The following is an 18226-nucleotide window of genomic DNA, read 5'->3' as shown; positions in this document are numbered from 1 at the left end:
CCCTGAACATTCGAAATACAAATATACCCACATGGGTATATTTTGTCTATTTAATACCCTTCTAAATTTTCAAATACGCCCTGATCCCATCTAAGAACATCTGCGTGGAAAGCATGACCAGAATCAGGCCCATCAGGCGTTCGAGGGCGCTGACGCCTTTGTCGCCGAGCAGGCGCAGGAACAGATTCGACAGCAGCAGGATCCCCATCGATAACCCCCAGGCGATAAACAGGGCCAGCGTGAGATGACTCATCTGATTCGGATACTGGTGCGAAAGCAGCATCAGCGTGGCGAGAATCGACGGCCCGGCGACCAGCGGGATCGCCATCGGGACGAGAAACGGTTCTTCACCGGCAGGCAGGCCGCTGCTGCTTTTCTCTTCCGAAGGGAAAATCATTTTGATGGCAATCAGGAACAGAATGATACCGCCGGAAATCGACACGGTTTCGGTACGCAAATTCAGGAATGACAGGATTTTTTCCCCGGCGAACAGGAAAATCAGCATCAGGATCAGGGCAATCAGCATTTCGCGGATCAGCACCACGCGGCGGCGCTTCGGATCAAGATGTTTTAACACCGACATAAAAATCGGTAAGTTGCCCAGCGGATCCATAATTAAAAACAGCAAAATAGTTGCTGAAATCATTTCGGTCATGACTACCTCAAATTTGGTTTAAAAACGCCAGATATAAGCTGTGCTGCTATTAAAGGCTGCACTATTGATTAAATTCACTTGCCACTTTTAGTACATTTTGTAAGGTGGGAGACCAGCGCGTTAACAGAGCAGGGTGCCTCATAAAAAGGCCCCTGTGTAGTGCAAACGCGTATTAAGCTTTTTAAGCCGTTATCACCCTCAGGGCAGGACAGATATTATGAAAAATGTAGGTTTCGTTGGCTGGCGTGGAATGGTCGGTTCTGTACTCATGCAACGCATGATTGAAGAACGCGATTTCGACGCTATCCGTCCGGTATTCTTCTCCACCTCTCAGCACGGTCAGGCCGCGCCTTCTTTCACGGGGCAGTCCGGGACCTTGCAGGATGCCTATGATCTGGACGCACTGAGTGCGCTGGACATTATCATCACCTGTCAGGGCGGCGATTATACCAATGAAATCTACCCGAAGCTGCGTGAAATCGGTTGGTCTGGCTACTGGATTGACGCAGCATCCTCTCTGAGAATGGAAGATGACGCGATAATCATCCTCGATCCGGTGAACAGCGCGGTTATTCATCAGGGTATCGACAAAGGCATCAAAACCTTTGTGGGCGGTAACTGTACCGTCAGCCTGATGCTCATGTCCCTCGGCGGTTTGTTCGCCAATGATCTGATCGAATGGGCGTCGGTTGCAACGTATCAGGCGGCTTCCGGCGGCGGCGCGCGCCACATGCGCGAACTGCTGACCCAAATGGGTATGCTGCACAACAGCGTGGCGAAAGAGCTGGAAAACCCGGCGTCTGCCATTCTGGATATCGAACGCAAAGTGACGGGGCTGACCCGCAGTGGCACGCTGCCGACCGATAACTTTGGTGTTCCGCTGGCGGGCGGTCTGATCCCGTGGATCGACAAACAGCTCGATAACGGCCAGACCAAAGAAGAGTGGAAAGGTCAGGCGGAAACCAACAAAATTCTCGGTACGTCCAGCATCATTCCGGTGGATGGCCTGTGCGTCCGCATCGGTGCGCTGCGCTGTCACAGCCAGGCGTTCACGCTGAAACTGAAAAAAGACGTGTCGATTCCGGAAATTGAACAAATGCTGGCTTCGCACAACGACTGGGTTCGCGTCATCCCGAACGACCGTGAGTTGTCGATGCGTGAGCTGACGCCAGCCGCCGTGACCGGCACCATGAATACGCCGGTGGGTCGTTTGCGTAAACTGAATATGGGTCCGCAATATCTGTCTGCGTTCACCGTTGGTGACCAGTTGCTGTGGGGCGCTGCCGAGCCATTACGTCGCATGTTGCGCATTTTGCTCTAACGGCATCACTCCCCCAGATTTACGCCCAACGGGACACCAGCACGGTGTCCCGTTTTTATTTCTATCATCAATCACTTCACTGCCTATCCGCCTTTTCCCAGCGCAACTCTCTGAATTTCATTTTGCGAAAAATTCATCGGTTTCTGGACGCTGATTTACCCAACCTTTGTCTATGCTTAGTAGAAGAGCTCTGCCTCTTTGAGAAGCTGAAACAGAAACTTATTTGGAAAATGTGAACATACGCGCCATCACGCATTTTTTGGTAAAACGAAATCTCGTCAGATCACAAAGTGACAAGAAAAAGGGGAGCAAACTGGGATCACGTTTCGTATTGAATACCTGAATGATTTTATTGATTTTATTGATTTTATTGATTTATTGATTTAATTAATCATAGGACGAAATACATGTCTGTACTTCCCGATCAGCACGTCATTAATCAAATTATCTCTGGCCATTACGCTGATCCTTTTTCTCTTTTGGGAATGCATTCCGTCAGTGCCGGGCTGGAAGTTCGTGCGCTGTTGCCGGATGCCGATCAGGTCTGGGTCATTGATGTAGAAAAAGGTAAGCAGGTCGCTGAACTGCGTCGTTATGACGATCGTGGTTTTTTCGTCGGCCTCATTCCCCGGCGTAAAAGTGCTTTCCGCTACAAGCTGGAAGTGCGCTGGGGCGACACTCTCCATGTGATTGACGACCCGTATCGCTTCGGCACCTTGTTGCAGGAACTGGATATCTGGCTGCTGTCGGAAGGGACACATCTGCGGCCCTACGAAAAACTCGGCGCGCATCCGCAAACGCTCGATGATGTCGATGGCGTCAGTTTTGCCGTCTGGGCACCGAACGCGACGCGCGTTTCCGTTGTGGGTGAATTCAACTTCTGGGACGGTCGCCGCCATCCGATGCGTCAGCGCCGTGAAAATGGCATCTGGGAGCTGTTCATTCCGGCCGTCCACGAAGGTCAGTTGTATAAATTCGAAATTATTGATTGTCGTGGCCATGTCAGCCTGCGCGCGGATCCGTATGCGTTCGAAGCACAGATGCGCCCCGACACCGCTTCATGCGTGAGGAAAATCCCGGACGTCGTGCCTTTTTCAGAAGCCAGAAAGAAAGCCAATGCGCTCAATCAGCCGGTTTCGGTGTATGAAGTGCACTTAGGTTCATGGCGGCGTCATACCGACGATAACTTCTGGCTGAGCTACGGCGAGCTGGCGGAGCAACTGGTTTCCTACGCCAAATGGATGGGCTTCACGCACATTGAGCTGATGCCGGTTAACGAGCATCCGTTCGACGGCAGCTGGGGTTATCAGCCGTTAGGCATGTACGCGCCGACCCGCCGTTTTGGCACGCCGATGGATTTCAAAGCGTTTGTCGACGCCGCGCATGACGCGGGTCTGAACGTGATCCTCGACTGGGTGCCGGGGCATTTCCCGAGCGATTCCTACGGACTGGCGGAATTCGATGGCACCGCGCTGTACGAATATGCCGATCCGCGCGAAGGTTATCATCAGGACTGGAACACGCTGATTTACAATTATGGCCGCCATGAAGTGCGTAACTATCTGGCGGGAAATGGTTTTTACTGGATTGAGCGTTTCGGCATTGATGGCCTGCGCGTCGATGCGGTGGCCTCGATGATTTATCGCGATTACAGCCGCAAACCCGGCGAGTGGATCCCGAACTATTACGGCGGTCGTGAAAACCTCGAAGCGATTTCCTTCCTCAAATATACCAACCAGACCATCGGGCGCGAGCTGGGTGGCGCGGTCACGCTGGCGGAAGAATCCACCGATTATCCCGGCGTCACCATGCCGCCGGACGCCAACGGGCTGGGCTTCCATTACAAATGGAATCTGGGCTGGATGCACGATTCGCTTCAATACATGCAGTTGGATCCGGTTCACCGCAAATACCATCACAATCTCATGACGTTCGGCGTACTTTACGCCTACAGCGAGAATTTCATCCTGCCGCTTTCGCACGACGAAGTGGTTCACGGCAAAAAATCCCTGCTCGACAGAATGCCCGGCGATACCTGGCAGAAATTCGCCAACCTGCGTGCCTATTACGCTTACATGTGGGCGCATCCGGGCAAAAAATTGCTGTTCATGGGCGGTGAATTTGCGCAGGGGCGCGAGTGGAATTTCAACGCCAGCCTCGACTGGCATTTGCTTGACGATCCGACCGGCTGGCACCGCGGCGTGCAGCATCTGGTACGTGATTTGAATCTGACGTATCAGGCCAACGCACCGTTGTATGAGCTTGATTACAACCCGCGCGGCTTTGAATGGCTGGTGGTTGACGACCACGAGAACTCCATTTTTGCCTTCGCGCGACGCGATGAACATGGCGGCGAGATCATTGTCATCAGCAACTTCACGCCGGTTCCGCGCGAACACTACCGGATTGGCATCAGCCGTCCGGGGCGTTATCACGAAATTCTCAATACCGATTCGCACTTCTACCGTGGCAGCAACGTCGGTAACGGCGGTGACGTTTACAGTGAAAATACCGGTCATCATCAGCGTGAGCATTCAATCAGCGTCACCATTCCGCCGCTGGCGACCGTTTATTTGCGAAGAGAAGAGGTCTAATGAAACAGCTTGAAACCGGTCAGGCCGCGCCGTTTGGCGCACATCTCAGAGATAACGGCGTTAATTTTTGCCTGTACTCCGCGCATGCGGAAAAAGTGGAGTTATGTCTTTTTGATGAGACCGGCAGCGAGCAGCATCTGCCTTTACCGGGCCGGACCGGCAATTTGTGGCACGGCTTTTTACCCGAGGCGAAAGCCGGGCTGCGCTACGGTTACCGCGTTTACGGGCCTTTTGATCCACAAAACGGGCACCGCTTTAACCCGAAGAAAGTGCTGATTGACCCCAGCGCGCGGGCGATTGACGGCGTGCTTCTGGATAACGCGCGGTTCACCGGCGGCACCGATGCACCGGACGATAAAGACAGTGCCGTCGTGGCACCTAAATCAGTGGTCGTCGCCGGTAAGTTTGACTGGGAAGACGATAAACCGCCCGCCACGCCGTGGGGCGAAACCGTGATTTACGAAGCGCATGTGCGCGGGCTGACGCGTCAGCATCCGCGAATTCCGGCGGCGATCCGCGGCACTTACGCCGGGCTGGCGCATCCGGTCATGCTCGAATATTTGCAGCATCTGGGCGTGACGGCCATTGAGTTATTGCCGGTTCAGCATCATGCCGATGAGCCGCGTTTGCAACGCCTCGGCCTGAGTAATTACTGGGGCTATAACGTGCTGGCGCCTTGTGCGGTCGAGCAAAGCTATGCCAGCGGACTGGGCGGTGTGTCGGCGCTGAGTGAATTTAAATCAGCGGTCAAAGCGCTGCATCAGGCGGGCATAGAAGTGATCCTCGACGTGGTGTTCAACCACAGCGCGGAACTGGATATCGACGGGCCGTGTATTTCGTTTCGCGGTATCGACAATGCGAGCTGGTACTGGCTCAACGACGACGGCTCGGACAACAACATGACCGGCTGCGGCAACGCCATGCGTCTGACAAATGATGAAGTGATCGCCTGGACGCTCGATTGTCTGCATTACTGGGTACGCGAATGTCACGTTGACGGTTTTCGTTTTGACTTAGCGACGCTTCTCGGCAGAACGCCGGCGTTCACCGCGCAATCGCCGTTGTTTGAGGCGATTAAGCAGGACGCCGTGCTTTCAAAAATCAAACTGATTGCTGAACCCTGGGATATCGGCACAGGCGGCTATCAGCTCGGCAATTTCCCGGCACCCTTCGCCGAATGGAGCGATATCTGGCGTGATGAAATGCGTCAGTTCTGGCTGCACGGCGATATCTCCATCGGGCAGTTTGCGGGGCGCCTCGCGGCATCGGCGGACAGATTCAATCCCGCGCAGCGCGAACCTTACGCCAGCATCAACATGCTGACCGCGCACGACGGTTTTACGTTGCGCGATTTAGTGAGCTTTAACCAGAAACATAATCAGGCCAACGGCGAGGAAAACCGCGACGGGCATAACGAAAACTTCAGCCAAAACCACGGCGAAGAAGGGCTGGAAGCGTCTGACGGGGTGTTGCGACAACGCCGTCTCAGCCAGCGGGCGTTGCTGGCGACGCTGTTTCTGTCACAGGGCACGCCGATGCTGCTGGCCGGTGATGAGCAGGGCAACAGCCAGTTGGGAAATAATAACGCGTATTGCCAGGACAATCCGCTGACCTGGCTCGATTGGGAAAATGCCGACGAAGGCCTGACGGCCTATGTCTCCGCGCTGATTGCGTTGCGCCGGAAAATTCCTGCGCTGACGCAAAACCGGTGGTGGCAGGACGGCAGTGAGGACGTGCAGTGGTTGAATCAGCAGGGGCAACCGATGAGCACCGGCGACTGGGAGCAGGGGCCGCAGCAATGGCTGCAAATCTGCCTGTCGCGGCGCTGGTTGTTGATCGTGAATGCCTCACTGCATGAGGTTGAACTGCATCTGCCGCCGGGAAACTGGCAGCCGGTTGCGCCGTTCAACAGCGTGCTTTTTGATGAGGAACCCCGGCGCGTCATGGAAGGCTCGCAATGGCGGGCAGCAGCAAAAACCCTCTGTGTCCTACAAGATTTTACTCCACAGAGCCGGTCACTATAAAAAAGAAGGAGTCATATATGGCGACATTAGATAATCGGGACCCGGTGATGCTGGCGCGACAATTGCCGCTAAAATCCGTGGCGTTGATTCTGGCCGGGGGACGAGGTTCAAGACTGAAAGATTTGACCTCAACACGGGCTAAACCCGCCGTTCACTTTGGCGGGAAATTCCGCATCATTGATTTTGCCCTGTCGAATAGCCTGAATTCAGGGATCCGCCGCATTGGCGTGATCACACAATATCAGTCGCATACGCTGGTTCAGCACATCCAGCGCGGCTGGTCCTTCCTCAATGAAGAAATGAACGAGTTTGTAGATTTACTCCCGGCACAGCAACGTCACAGTACTGAACACTGGTACAAAGGCACCGCCGATGCGGTGTATCAGAACCTGGATATTATCCGCCGCTATAACGCCGAGTTCGTGGTGATTCTGGCCGGGGACCATATCTACAAAATGGACTACTCGCGGATGCTCATCGACCACGTACAGAAGGGCGGAGAATGTACCGTCGCCTGTCTCGAAGTGCCGATTTCTGAAGCCAGTGAATTTGGCGTAATGGGCGTAACGGAGGATTACCAGATCACCAGTTTCGTCGAGAAGCCAAAAGATCCGCCGCCGATGCCGGGCAATCCGGACATGGCGCTGGCGAGCATGGGCATCTACATTTTTAATGCAGACTATCTTTTCCGGATGCTTGAAGAAGACATGGCGAGCGAAGAATCCAGCCATGATTTCGGCAAAGATCTGATCCCGAAAATGACCCGTCAGGGCGTGGCACGCGCGCATCCGTTCGGCCTGTCCTGCGTGACGCAAAATGACGAATTGCCGCCGTACTGGCGGGATGTGGGCACGCTTGATGCCTACTGGCGTGCGAATCTGGATCTGGCGTCGGTAACGCCGGAACTGGATATGTATGACCGCAACTGGCCCATCCGCACGCACATGGAACCGTTGCCGCCCGCCAAATTTGTGCAAGACCGGTCGGGCAGTCATGGCATGACCATGAACTCGCTGGTGGCCGGTGGGTGTATTGTTTCCGGTTCGGTGGTGGTGCATTCCGTGCTGTTCCCGCGGGTGCGCATCAACTCTTTCTGCAATATTGATTCGACGATTATTTTGCCGGATGTGAATGTGGGACGTTCCTGCCGTTTACGCAAATGTGTGATTGACCGCGCCTGCCAGATCCCGGAAGGCATGGTGATTGGTGAGAATGCCGATGAAGACAGCCGTCGTTTTTACCGTTCGGAAGATGGCGTTGTACTGGTGACGCGCGCGATGCTGGCGAAACTATAAAGACACGTTAGAGAGCAGTATTTTTCGTCACCCCGGTTTACGCCGGGGTGACCGGGATAATCAGGAGCGCGAATGCAGGTTTTACATGTTTGTTCCGAGCTGTTTCCGCTGTTAAAAACGGGCGGCCTTGCGGATGTTGCGGGGGCATTGCCCGCCGCTCAGATTGCGGAAGGCGCTGACGTCCGCGTACTCATTCCGGCTTTCCCCGATATCAAAAAAGGGTTGGGAGAAACCAAAGTTATCGGCACGCTGGCGACATTCGCCGGACATGTCACCCTTTCACTGGGCTTCTTCGACGGCGTGGGTATTTACATCATTGATGTGCCTGGTTTGTACGACCGTCCCGGCAGTCCGTATCACGATCAATCGTCTTTCGCTTATGCGGATAACCATCGTCGTTTTGCCCTGCTGAGCTGGATGGCGTGCGAACTGGCGCTGGGCTTTGACCCGCACTGGCAGCCTAACATTGTGCATTCTCATGACTGGCACGCCGGGCTGGCGTCAGCGTATATCCGCGCCCGTAACGCGCCGGTACGCACGGTCTTTACCGTACACAATCTGGCATTCCAGGGACTGTTCGGCGCGCATCATCTCGATGAGCTTTACATCCCGCGTGAATTCTTCCAGATGCACGGGCTGGAGTTCTACGGCCAGATTTCCTACCTGAAAGCCGGGCTGTTTTACTCCGATCATGTGACGACCGTCAGCCCGACGTACGCTAAAGAAATCACGCGTCCGGAATTTGGCTACGGGATGGAGTCCCTGCTGCTGGAACGCGAAATGCAGGGGCGTCTGACCGGTATTCTCAACGGCGTCGATGAAGCCATCTGGCAGCCACGCGATGACGTCCTGCTTTCTGCCCGATATGACGCTGACGATTTGCGTTCCAAGGCCATCAACAAAGCCTATCTTCAACGGGCAATGGGGCTGGATGTTGACGATTCGCGGCTGGTTTTTGCCGTGGTCAGCCGTCTGACCAGCCAGAAAGGGCTGGATCTGGTGCTCGAAGCGTTGCCCGATTTGCTCGAACGCGGTGGTCAGCTGGCGCTGCTCGGCGCGGGCGATGCCGTGTTGCAGCAGGCGTTCCTGGCGGCAGCGGCAGATAATCCGGGGCAGGTCGGCGTGCAGCTCGGTTATCACGAAGCCTTCTCCCACCGAATCATCGGTGGCGCTGACGTCATCATGGTGCCGAGCCGGTTCGAACCGTGCGGATTAACCCAACTTTATGGACTGAAATACGGCACATTGCCGCTGGTGCGCCGTACCGGCGGGCTGGCGGATACGGTCGTGGATTGTGCGCTGGAAAATCTGGCCGACGGAACAGCCAGTGGTTTTGTCTTTGAAGAAGCAACGGGGAAATCGCTGGGAAATGCGATCCGCCGGGCCTTTGTTTTGTGGAGCCGTCCTAAGCACTGGCGACACGTGCAACAACACGCCATGGGTATTGATTTCGGCTGGAAGGTGGCAGCGCAGGAATATCTCACGCTGTACAACCGTCTGTTGTCCTGAACCCTGAACATAGCTCACCAGACCGGGAATGTAACGTTATGACTTCACCGTTTAATTACAACTCACCGACAGTCAGTGTCGAAGCGCTGAAACACTCTATTGCTTATAAATTGATGTTTATTATCGGCAAAGATCCGTCCATTGCGACGCAGCATGACTGGCTGAATGCCACCTTGTTTGCGGTACGCGATCGTATGGTGGAACGCTGGCTGCGCTCCAACCGGGCGCAAACCTCACAGGACGTCCGGCAGGTTTATTATCTGTCGATGGAGTTTCTGATTGGGCGGACGCTCTCTAACGCGCTGCTCGCGATGGGTATTTATGATGACCTCAAAAGCGCGCTAGATGAAATGGGTTTTGACCTCGAAGAACTGATCGGCGAAGAGAATGACCCCGGTTTAGGCAACGGCGGTCTGGGGCGTCTGGCGGCCTGTTTCCTCGATTCGCTGGCCACGCTGGCACTGCCGGGGCGCGGTTACGGCATCCGTTACGAATACGGCATGTTCGCGCAAAACATCGTCAACGGTGAGCAAAAAGAGTCACCGGATTACTGGCTGGAATACGGTAACCCGTGGGAATTCCAGCGCTACAACACCCGTTATAAAGTGCGTTTCGGTGGCCGCGTCCAGCATGAGGGCGTGAAAACCCGCTGGCTGGAAACCGAAGAAGTTATTGCCTGCGCCTACGATCAGGTCATTCCCGGCTACGATACCGACGCCACCAACACGCTCCGGCTGTGGGGCGCACAGGCCAGTAACGAAATCAATCTGGGTAAATTTAATCAGGGCGACTACTTCGCGGCGGTGGAAGATAAAAACCATTCCGAGAACGTATCGCGCGTGTTGTACCCGGACGATTCTACCTATTCGGGCCGTGAACTGCGTCTGCGTCAGGAGTATTTCCTGGTGTCGGCGACCGTGCAGGACATCCTCAACCGTCATTACACCACGCACCATACCTACGACAATCTGGCCGACAAAATTGCCATTCACCTCAACGATACGCACCCGGTGCTGTCGATCCCTGAGCTGATGCGGTTACTGATTGACGAGCATAAATTCGAGTGGAAAGACGCATGGGAAACCGTGTGTAGGGTGTTCTCGTACACCAACCACACGCTGATGAGCGAAGCACTGGAAACCTGGCCGGTGGACATGATCGGCAAGATCCTGCCGCGTCATCTCGAAATCATTTTCCAGATTAACGATCACTTCCTCAAAGAAGTGGCGGAACAAGTCCCCAACGATAACGGCCTGCTGTCGCGCGTGTCTATTATCGATGAAGGCAACGGCCGTAAAGTGCGGATGGCGTGGCTGGCGGTGATTGCCAGCCATAAAGTGAACGGCGTATCTGCGCTGCATTCTGATCTGATGGTGCAGTCGTTGTTTGCCGATTTTGCGCATATTTACCCGGATCGCTTCTGCAATAAAACCAACGGTGTCACACCGCGGCGTTGGCTGGCGCTGGCCAACAAACCGCTGTCAGCGGTCATTGATGACGCCATCGGCCAGACCTGGCGTTCTGATCTCAGCGAACTGTCGGAACTGCAACAAAATTTGGATTATCCGAGCTTCCTGCAGGCGATCCGCAAAGCCAAGCTGGATAACAAAAAACGGCTGGCGCTGTTTATCGCCCAGAAACTGAATATTGTTGTTGATCCGAAAAGTCTGTTCGATGTGCAGATTAAACGCATTCACGAATACAAACGCCAGCTGATGAACGTGCTGCACGTCATCACGCGATATAACCGTATTCTGGAAGAGCCGGACGCCAACTGGGTGCCGCGCACGGTGATTTTCGCCGGTAAAGCGGCGTCGGCCTATTACGCCGCGAAGCAGATCATCCGGTTGATCAACGATGTGGCGGCGGTGATCAACAACGATCCGCGTATTGGCAATAAACTGAAAGTCGTGTTTATTCCGAACTACAGCGTGAGTCTGGCGCAGATGATCATTCCGGCGGCCGATCTTTCCGAACAGATCTCGCTGGCGGGAACTGAAGCATCGGGAACGAGTAACATGAAATTCGCGTTAAACGGCGCGCTGACGATTGGCACACTGGACGGCGCGAACGTCGAAATGCTTGAACACGTGGGCGAGGAAAACATCTTTATCTTCGGCAATACCACACCCCAAGTCGAAGAACTGCGACAAAAAGGCTACAACCCGCATTCGTACTTTGAGCAGGATGCCGAACTGCATCAGGTGCTGACGCAAATCGCCACCGGCGTATTCAGCCCTGGCGAACCAAAGCGTTACACGAATCTGTTCGATTCGCTGGTGAATCTGGGTGACCACTATCAGGTGCTGGCGGATTACCGCAGTTATGTCGATACGCAGGATAAAGTCGACGAGCTGTATAAACTGCCGGAAGAGTGGACGCGGTGCACACTGCATAACATCGCCAACATGGGCTATTTCTCGTCAGACCGTACGATTCAGGAATATGCGGATGAGATCTGGAATATTAAGCCGGTGAAGTTATAGCGGGAAGTTTTGAAGATAAAACAAGCTGACATGAATCCCCGGCAAGCCGTCGGGGATTTTCCAGACTCTGTATATAATTTGGTGTCACTGCCACTCGATTAATCAAAGGTGAGCGTAAATACGGTCACCTGACACGATAATAAAACGACACATCGCTAGTTTTCAGTTGCCTGTTCTGGATCAGTATGTTTTATTTTCAACGCCGGATAGCCTGCCTGGCTTAATCTATTATTAATTATAAAGCCTGAGTTATATTGGGGGAAAGACCTCCCAATCCTAGCGCATAGAATAATGCTAATGAATTTTTAGCTCCAGGGGATCCTAACTGTGTAGTTTGAAGATAGAAATTTGCGGCAAGCGTATAGTCTTGATTCACGCCTAATCCATAATTGTATATATGCCCTAAACTGTAAATCGCAGTCGGGTTGTTTTTCTTCAGCTGCTTTTGTAAAAAGAGCGCGGGAGATTGCAAGTATAATGATTATCACCAGTGTTGTTTTTATATTTTGAATTTTTATAAATACAAATCCCAGAAGTCTATGTAAGCTTTCTTTGCAAATGACAATTTATTTACATCAGACTCCCATTTCATAAATCTTGATATAATATTAAGTTGTTCATCGGTGAGGCCGAGGACGAAATTTAAAAAACAGTCACTATTCTGATGGTCTGGGCAAAGATAGTATTGGATGAAGTCTGCTTCAAATACCCGAAACTCAGTTCTATTTAACAAGGATGCATAGATGTAAAGAGGTATGTAATATAGGAAGTCTTTTCTGTCTAAAAATCCTACCCCGAGATCTAAAGCGTAAGCATCTTTGCTAAGATCTAACGTGTTTATGATATCCATCCAGGTCCTTCCTGAGAAGAAGTTGAAAACTCTTTCGGGATCATCCATCCCTTTCATTGTGATAGGTAAATTAGGGAGGAGGGCGTTTATAAATGATCTCTTTAATTCACCTAACACGTTACCCTTGTTCATAAAGTCAATTTCTTTCATTTCATCAGTCCACTGCAATCAGCTGCGGTTTTATAAGCTTTGTTTTCTTCATTCATATGATTTTTATCTCCTCCAGAGAAACATTGATTATTAATCTGTTTTCTGACAGAACCACATGCCAAATTTAATTCATACCGTCTGAATAATTCACTTCTGTTCATCTGTGGGGCGCAAGCTCTGGATTGATTACATAACTTGTTTTTTTCTGCTTGTAATGCGCTTAAGTCATCAGGCGTGCAATTGCCACCTCGGTTTATACCATATTGATGATTTTCAGTTAGAATTTCAGCTTCAGGATCAACCGCTCGCCCATAGTCATCAGTATTTACTTTCCCCTGACTACCTTGGTTTCCAGCAGCTCCCATGAGTAAACCATAAATTGCAATTGCGGCTGCACCTTCGAGAATACAAGCATCTTCAACGCATAGGCCTTTGGGATACGAATATTTTAATGGTTTATTAATTACATAAGCATATAAATTCCATCCTCCTCTCAACCCAATTAGATCCTGCGTAATATATCTCCCCAGCATCGGGTCGTAATAACGGTGACGGTTGTAATGCAGCCCCGATTCTTCATCGTAATGCTGGCCCTGCATTCTGATGGGCTGACGCAGTTTATACGGATTGAAAACATCCACCGCGTTGCCCCAGACGTCCATCACCGCGCTCCATTCGACTTTGCTGGTTTAATTTTATCATTTAGCAATCCTTCAGTATAACGCTTCCTTCATGATTTCATTGACAGCACCTATAAGTCATGATGGTCAAAATACAGAACCTTATACGGTAGTGTATAATTACTCATGATCACCCTAATCGAAAGCACATTTAGTTGGTTGATGGGGAGCTTATTCTTACAAACCCATCTGTACCGAGGCTCTGCTCCAAGCGAACCAGATTTATTTCCCACAAATGAAAATCTTCTTGAAAAATCAACTTTTATATTGCATTGAGTCTCTTTTAATTAGAATTAAATCCTGATCTGGTTCTTCATAGTGTATTAGCCCCGTTTGATCTGATAAAATTAAAACTCCTTTTTCAAGCTCATCTCTCCACTCTATTTCCGGATATTCATCTGAATATTCATTAGTATCCACAGAACATACAACTATGCCGCGACAACCTTCCCATAACTGAACCTCGTCATTGATATGAACTGTATCGCCATTTAAATATTGCATAATTAACTCGCAAATTCGCTATGAGGGATCGCTCCAGGAGGCGGAGGGGGACTTATAACATCAAGTTTACTCCAAAAACATCGACAATTATTAGGATTTTGATTTGCCTTGTACAAATGAACGTGATTGCCTGTAAATGGATAATGCGGTTGTGATGGAGGAACTAAATCTACTCTATATCCGATGGTGCCGATAGGGACGCTACTGCCATTTGTGGTCTTGCAAGGGTGGCAGGATCGCTTTTCCTTGCACTTAGCCAAATCCCCAGAACTAGCAGAGTCACCTGATGTTGTTAATACTGCGGCTCCCGCTACCCCCGCAAGAATCACGCCGCCAGCAGAACCCGCTGCGGTCGTACCTCCTGCAATGGTTCCACTAACTATAGCGCCTTCACTGGCAGCAGTTAGTGCCGGAATCCATGCAGCCAAAAACATTAAGCCCAATGGGTCAACGGCATCTAATGGATCCGTTGGATAAATATACCCGTTCCACCCCCCTCTCAACCCAATCGGATCCTGCGTAATATACCGTCCCTGCATCGGGTCATAATAACGGTGCCGGTTGTAATGCAGCCCCGATTCCTCGTCATAATGCTGCCCCTGCATTTTGATGGGCTGGCGCAGTTTGTACGGGTTGAAAATATCCACCGCGTTGCCCCAGACGTCCATGACCGCGCTCCATTCCACTTTGCTGGTTTTGTGATTAATCAGCGCAATGGGTGTGCCGAGGTGGTCACAGTGATAAAGATGTAGTTTTAGTGCGTCACCCTGCGGCAGTGGGTCGAGCCACAGCGCGAGGTTTTCGGCTTTCAGGCCGACGGCGTGCAGCCACTGCTGATTGTCGTCGCTGAGGTGGTTTTTACGGATGTCCTTTTCGATTTCATTCAGGCGCAGATGCAGTTCGGTCGGCAACGCGCTGCCGTTTTCCTCTTCGAGTTTTTCTGCCAGCGAACGGTGGCTGTCCTCCATGCGCGCGTGTTCGGCGCGCAGAAGCGGGACGAAACTGTTCGGGTGATAAATCGTGTGAAGCTGGGTGTCGCGGTTTTCGGTCAGCACCAGGCGGTCGCCGTCCCAGCCGAACCAGATGTTCTGGGTTTCTGTTTCGCCGGACTGCGGATGGAGTTGCGTCACGTGCTTGCCGACGCGCCGCCCGAGCGGGTCGTAGATATAGCGCGCCTGCGTCTGAATCTGGCCTTCCTCTTCCATTTTCAGACGCGTCAGCCGGTGCGCCTGGTCGTAGGTGAAGTGGCTGATGGCGCCGCGCGGTGCTTCCCTCCAGCCAGCGCGGTACGGGCGTTTTTCCGTCAGGTTGCCAAATTTGTCGTGTTCATAGATGTACCTTTCGTCGCGCTGGATGCGGTTTTGATACCAGACCGGCAGCGTGTCGGCGGACGGCGTATTCAGGTCGGGGTGCGTGCAGTTGCGGTTACCGGCAGCGTCGGTGAAGGTGGCGAGAAAACCGTCCGGCGAGCTGACGCTGTTCAGTCGTCCGGCCGGGGTATAGGCGTAATGATGGTCGCCGAGGCCGGTGGTCATCTGCGTCATCTGACCGGCGGCGTTGTAGTGGTAATGGCGTTTCAGGTTCGGATGGCCGACGTCCGGCGTGTGCTGCGCGGCGAGTTGTCCGGTGAGTGAATAGACATTTTCACTCTGCCAGCCGTCGCCGAACCGGCGCGTAGTTTCGCGGTGAAGCCTGTCGCGGGTGATTTCCAGCAGCACGTCATCGCCGAGTTTTACGCCCAGAAGATGGCCGGGGCCGTAAGTTTGCCAGCGGATTTCCGGCAGGCCGTCGTAGCGGACGGCGGATTCAAAGCCGCGCACGTCGAAGCCGCGCACCGCGGTGTGCTGCCAGAGCAGGTCTCCGTGGGCGTTGCGGATTATCTGCCGTTCGCCGTTAAGGTTGTCATTCGCGTCGTACTGAAAGCGCACGCTGACCAGATGGGTTTCGCTGCGGTGGGCGGTTTCGGTGACGCGCCCGGCGGCGTCATACTGCCAGAGCACGTCGTCCGGACCGTCGTTCGTTTCGGGGCGCTGCTGGCGGATAAGCTGGCCTTCATCATCGTAATGCCAGTGCGTCATCAGCCCGGCATCGTCGCTGCGGATTAGCTGACCGGCGATGTTGTACTGATAACTCTGCACGCGCCCGTCAAAGGCAACCTCCTGAATCAGCCGGTCCATGACGTCGTAGCTGAATTTCGTGTCAGCGCCGTTTTCGTTAACCAGCCGCATCAGCCTTCCGGCGCTGTCGAACTCAGTCTGACGGGTCAGCCCGCCTTCGTTTTGTGCGGTTGGATTACCGCGCTCGTCATAGGTTTGCGTGCTCTGGCTGCCGTCCGGTCGGGTGACGGTGATGACGTCTCCGGCGGCGTTATATTCCCAGTGTGTTTTTGCTCCGCTGGCATCTTCACGCGATATCCGACGTCCGCGCGCATCGTACGCAAAGCGGGTTTTCATTCCTACTTCGTGCAGGATTTCCAGCGGCTGACCGTCGCGGTTATAGCGGTAAGTCGTTTTGAAACCGGAGCAGTCAGTGAAAGCGGCCAGCAAACCGGCGGCATTCCATTCCAGCGTCTGACGCCCGCCCGCCGCGTCTTCGGTGGCGCTGGGCTGTGCACTTTTATCGTCGGCGTAATGATAGCGACGGGTCTGGTGCAGCGCGTCGGTGTCAGCGGTCAGACGTCCCAGTGCATCATATTCCCTGCTCACGCGGCGTCCGTCGGGCGTGGTGCTGCAAACCAGTTGTCCCTGCGGGTTGTAGTTGAACTGGCTGCGCTTTTCGCCGCCCGGATGCAAAATCGCGCCCAGCGTGCCACTGGCCGGGTTGATATGAAATTCGGTGGTGCGCCCGGAGACATCGGTCTGGGATATCAGCTGGCCGCGGTTGTTGAACGCGCTTTGCGTGCAGCTGCCGTCTGCCTGCTCAAGTCTGACCACGCGGCGAAGTCCCTGCTCGCCTTCGAAATGATAGACGCGTAAACGCCCGAGGCTGTCGGTGACGCGGGTCAGGTTTTTGGAGTATTCAAACTGATAACTCAGGCCACCGGGATTGACCTGCGAAATGACTTTTCCGGACGCGTCGTAAACGTAGCGGGATGCCGGGCGTCCGGCGTAGCGGTGGGCAATCATCAGGCCGGTATTTTCACTGTGCCAGTCAAACTTGCGAACCACTTCGCCCGCGCGGTCATACACGGTTTTCAGCTCGCCGCGTGGCGTGAAGTCGTAGCGCACCAGCGGTCTGGCCGGCAAGTCCGGAAACGCTAAATCTTTCGTCAGCCAGACGGCGGCAAGCCGTACGCCGCAGTCCGAGCCCCAGCCGTTATCCGGCGCGGGTTTGAAGTCCGGCACTGTTATCAGCTCAAGGCGAAAGCGCCGCCCGCAACTGTCGGTGATACCGGTAATCTGCCCGGCAAATTCACCTTCCGTGTCGCGACGATAATTAAGCTGATGACCAAAGCGGTCGCACAAACCAAAAAGCACACGTGACGACGGCAACGGTCGCGGCAATACGTCTTCTGAGGTTTCGGGCAACTGCACGCAGCCTAAAATCCACCACGGCCCGGTGGCGTCATTGGTCACGAAGTAATAATGCGGGCTGTTGCGCAGTTCGTCCGGCAACGTTAGCCACAACTTACTGAGCGGATGCGCCCCGATTTGCGTATCAACACCACCGCGCGCCAGCCAGAGATTTTCGCTGTGGCTGAAGGCGATATGCCCCGGCGGCAGGTGATGAAAATGAATGCTCCGCCCGGCATTGTCGTTAAGGATGAGTTCATCGGTGCGGATTTGCAGGCGGATATCCGCCGCCGCCGACCAGCCGGGGCCGAACATCCCGACCGGCGCAGGCGTGCCAGTTTTATAGCTGCTGTAAGCACGCGAAAGGACAAAAGGCAAAGAAGCGGGCAGCGCGATATCGGTCTCGCCGGGCAGGACTTTGGCACCGAGGGATGGGTTAACGGGGTTGCCTACCACCACACCGCCGGGGCAAACCGAGCAAGCCACGCCGGTCGGTGCGCCAATCATCACGCCCAGAGAACCCTGAACAATCGGGCCGCCGATGGCGGTCATATCGAACTGCCGTGCGGCAGGAAATCCGGTCATGAGTAAATCCTTTTAGGTCAGGCGTCCGTGGAATGATTGATTTGAAGGTGAGGTATTAATC

At 53.5% G+C, this 18226-nt stretch carries 11 protein-coding genes and 2 pseudogenes; 6 read left to right on the top strand and 7 right to left on the bottom strand.

Annotation, left to right across the window (positions count from 1 at the left end; all coding sequences use genetic code 11):
* Positions 1-61: 61 nt before the first annotated feature.
* Positions 62-655, bottom strand: a complete 594-nt coding sequence (locus BV494_RS15750) for a YhgN family NAAT transporter (RefSeq protein WP_104923699.1) — start codon at positions 653-655, stop codon at positions 62-64.
* 217 nt (positions 656-872) lie between these two features.
* On the opposite strand from BV494_RS15750, the gene asd reads away from it, so the two are divergent.
* The 6 genes from asd to glgP all read left to right on the top strand — a co-directional run bounded on the left by asd (position 873) and on the right by glgP (position 11884).
* The gene (gene asd, locus BV494_RS15745) at positions 873-1976 is read left to right on the top strand and encodes an aspartate-semialdehyde dehydrogenase (protein WP_104923698.1); all 1104 of its coding nucleotides are present in this window, start codon (positions 873-875) and stop codon (positions 1974-1976) included.
* Positions 1977-2383: 407 nt separating this feature from the next.
* Positions 2384-4570 (top strand): 1,4-alpha-glucan branching protein GlgB, encoded by a 2187-nt coding sequence (gene glgB, locus BV494_RS15740; RefSeq protein ID WP_104923697.1) that lies wholly within the window; start codon positions 2384-2386, stop codon positions 4568-4570.
* A complete protein-coding gene (gene glgX, locus BV494_RS15735; RefSeq protein ID WP_104923696.1) occupies positions 4570-6594 on the top strand; it encodes a glycogen debranching protein GlgX in 2025 nt (674 codons plus the stop codon). Before glgB ends, glgX begins: the two co-directional genes overlap by 1 nt.
* A 17-nt stretch (positions 6595-6611) precedes the next feature.
* A complete protein-coding gene (gene glgC / locus BV494_RS15730; protein ID WP_104923695.1) occupies positions 6612-7889 on the top strand; it encodes a glucose-1-phosphate adenylyltransferase in 1278 nt (425 codons plus the stop codon).
* Positions 7890-7961: 72 nt separating this feature from the next.
* Complete coding sequence (glgA, locus tag BV494_RS15725) at positions 7962-9398, top strand: glycogen synthase GlgA (protein WP_104923694.1); 1437 nt, start codon at positions 7962-7964, stop codon at positions 9396-9398.
* A gap of 38 nt (positions 9399-9436) precedes the next feature.
* Positions 9437-11884 (top strand): glycogen phosphorylase, encoded by a 2448-nt coding sequence (glgP, locus tag BV494_RS15720; protein WP_104923693.1) that lies wholly within the window; start codon positions 9437-9439, stop codon positions 11882-11884.
* Positions 11885-12119: 235 nt separating this feature from the next.
* Here the strand turns inward: glgP and BV494_RS26365 are convergent, their stop codons facing one another.
* The 6 genes and pseudogenes from BV494_RS26365 to BV494_RS15700 all read right to left on the bottom strand — a co-directional run bounded on the left by BV494_RS26365 (position 12120) and on the right by BV494_RS15700 (position 18165).
* Positions 12120-12356, bottom strand: coding sequence for an SEL1-like repeat protein (locus BV494_RS26365; protein WP_369694471.1), 237 nt, complete (start codon positions 12354-12356; stop codon positions 12120-12122).
* 42 nt (positions 12357-12398) lie between these two features.
* On the bottom strand, positions 12399-12884 hold the full coding sequence (locus tag BV494_RS15715; RefSeq protein ID WP_192938016.1) for a DUF6714 family protein: 486 nt from the start codon (positions 12882-12884) through the stop codon (positions 12399-12401).
* Positions 12881-13120, bottom strand: a pseudogene (locus tag BV494_RS26435) (hypothetical protein); the annotation flags it as partial. The pseudogene BV494_RS26435 and the gene BV494_RS15715, both read right to left, overlap by 4 nt.
* A gap of 189 nt (positions 13121-13309) precedes the next feature.
* A pseudogene (locus tag BV494_RS26430) lies at positions 13310-13558 on the bottom strand (RHS repeat-associated core domain-containing protein); the annotation flags it as partial.
* A gap of 261 nt (positions 13559-13819) precedes the next feature.
* On the bottom strand, positions 13820-14068 hold the full coding sequence (locus BV494_RS15705; RefSeq protein ID WP_104923691.1) for a hypothetical protein: 249 nt from the start codon (positions 14066-14068) through the stop codon (positions 13820-13822).
* Between the two features lie 2 nt (positions 14069-14070).
* Entirely contained in the window at positions 14071-18165 is a 4095-nt protein-coding gene (locus BV494_RS15700) for an RHS repeat-associated core domain-containing protein (RefSeq protein WP_104923690.1), read from the bottom strand.
* Positions 18166-18226: the final 61 nt, after the last annotated feature.

It is taken from the genome of Rahnella sikkimica (assembly GCF_002951615.1).
Classification (GTDB): domain Bacteria; phylum Pseudomonadota; class Gammaproteobacteria; order Enterobacterales; family Enterobacteriaceae; genus Rahnella; species Rahnella sikkimica.
This window is presented reverse-complemented; position numbering and strand designations above follow the sequence as displayed.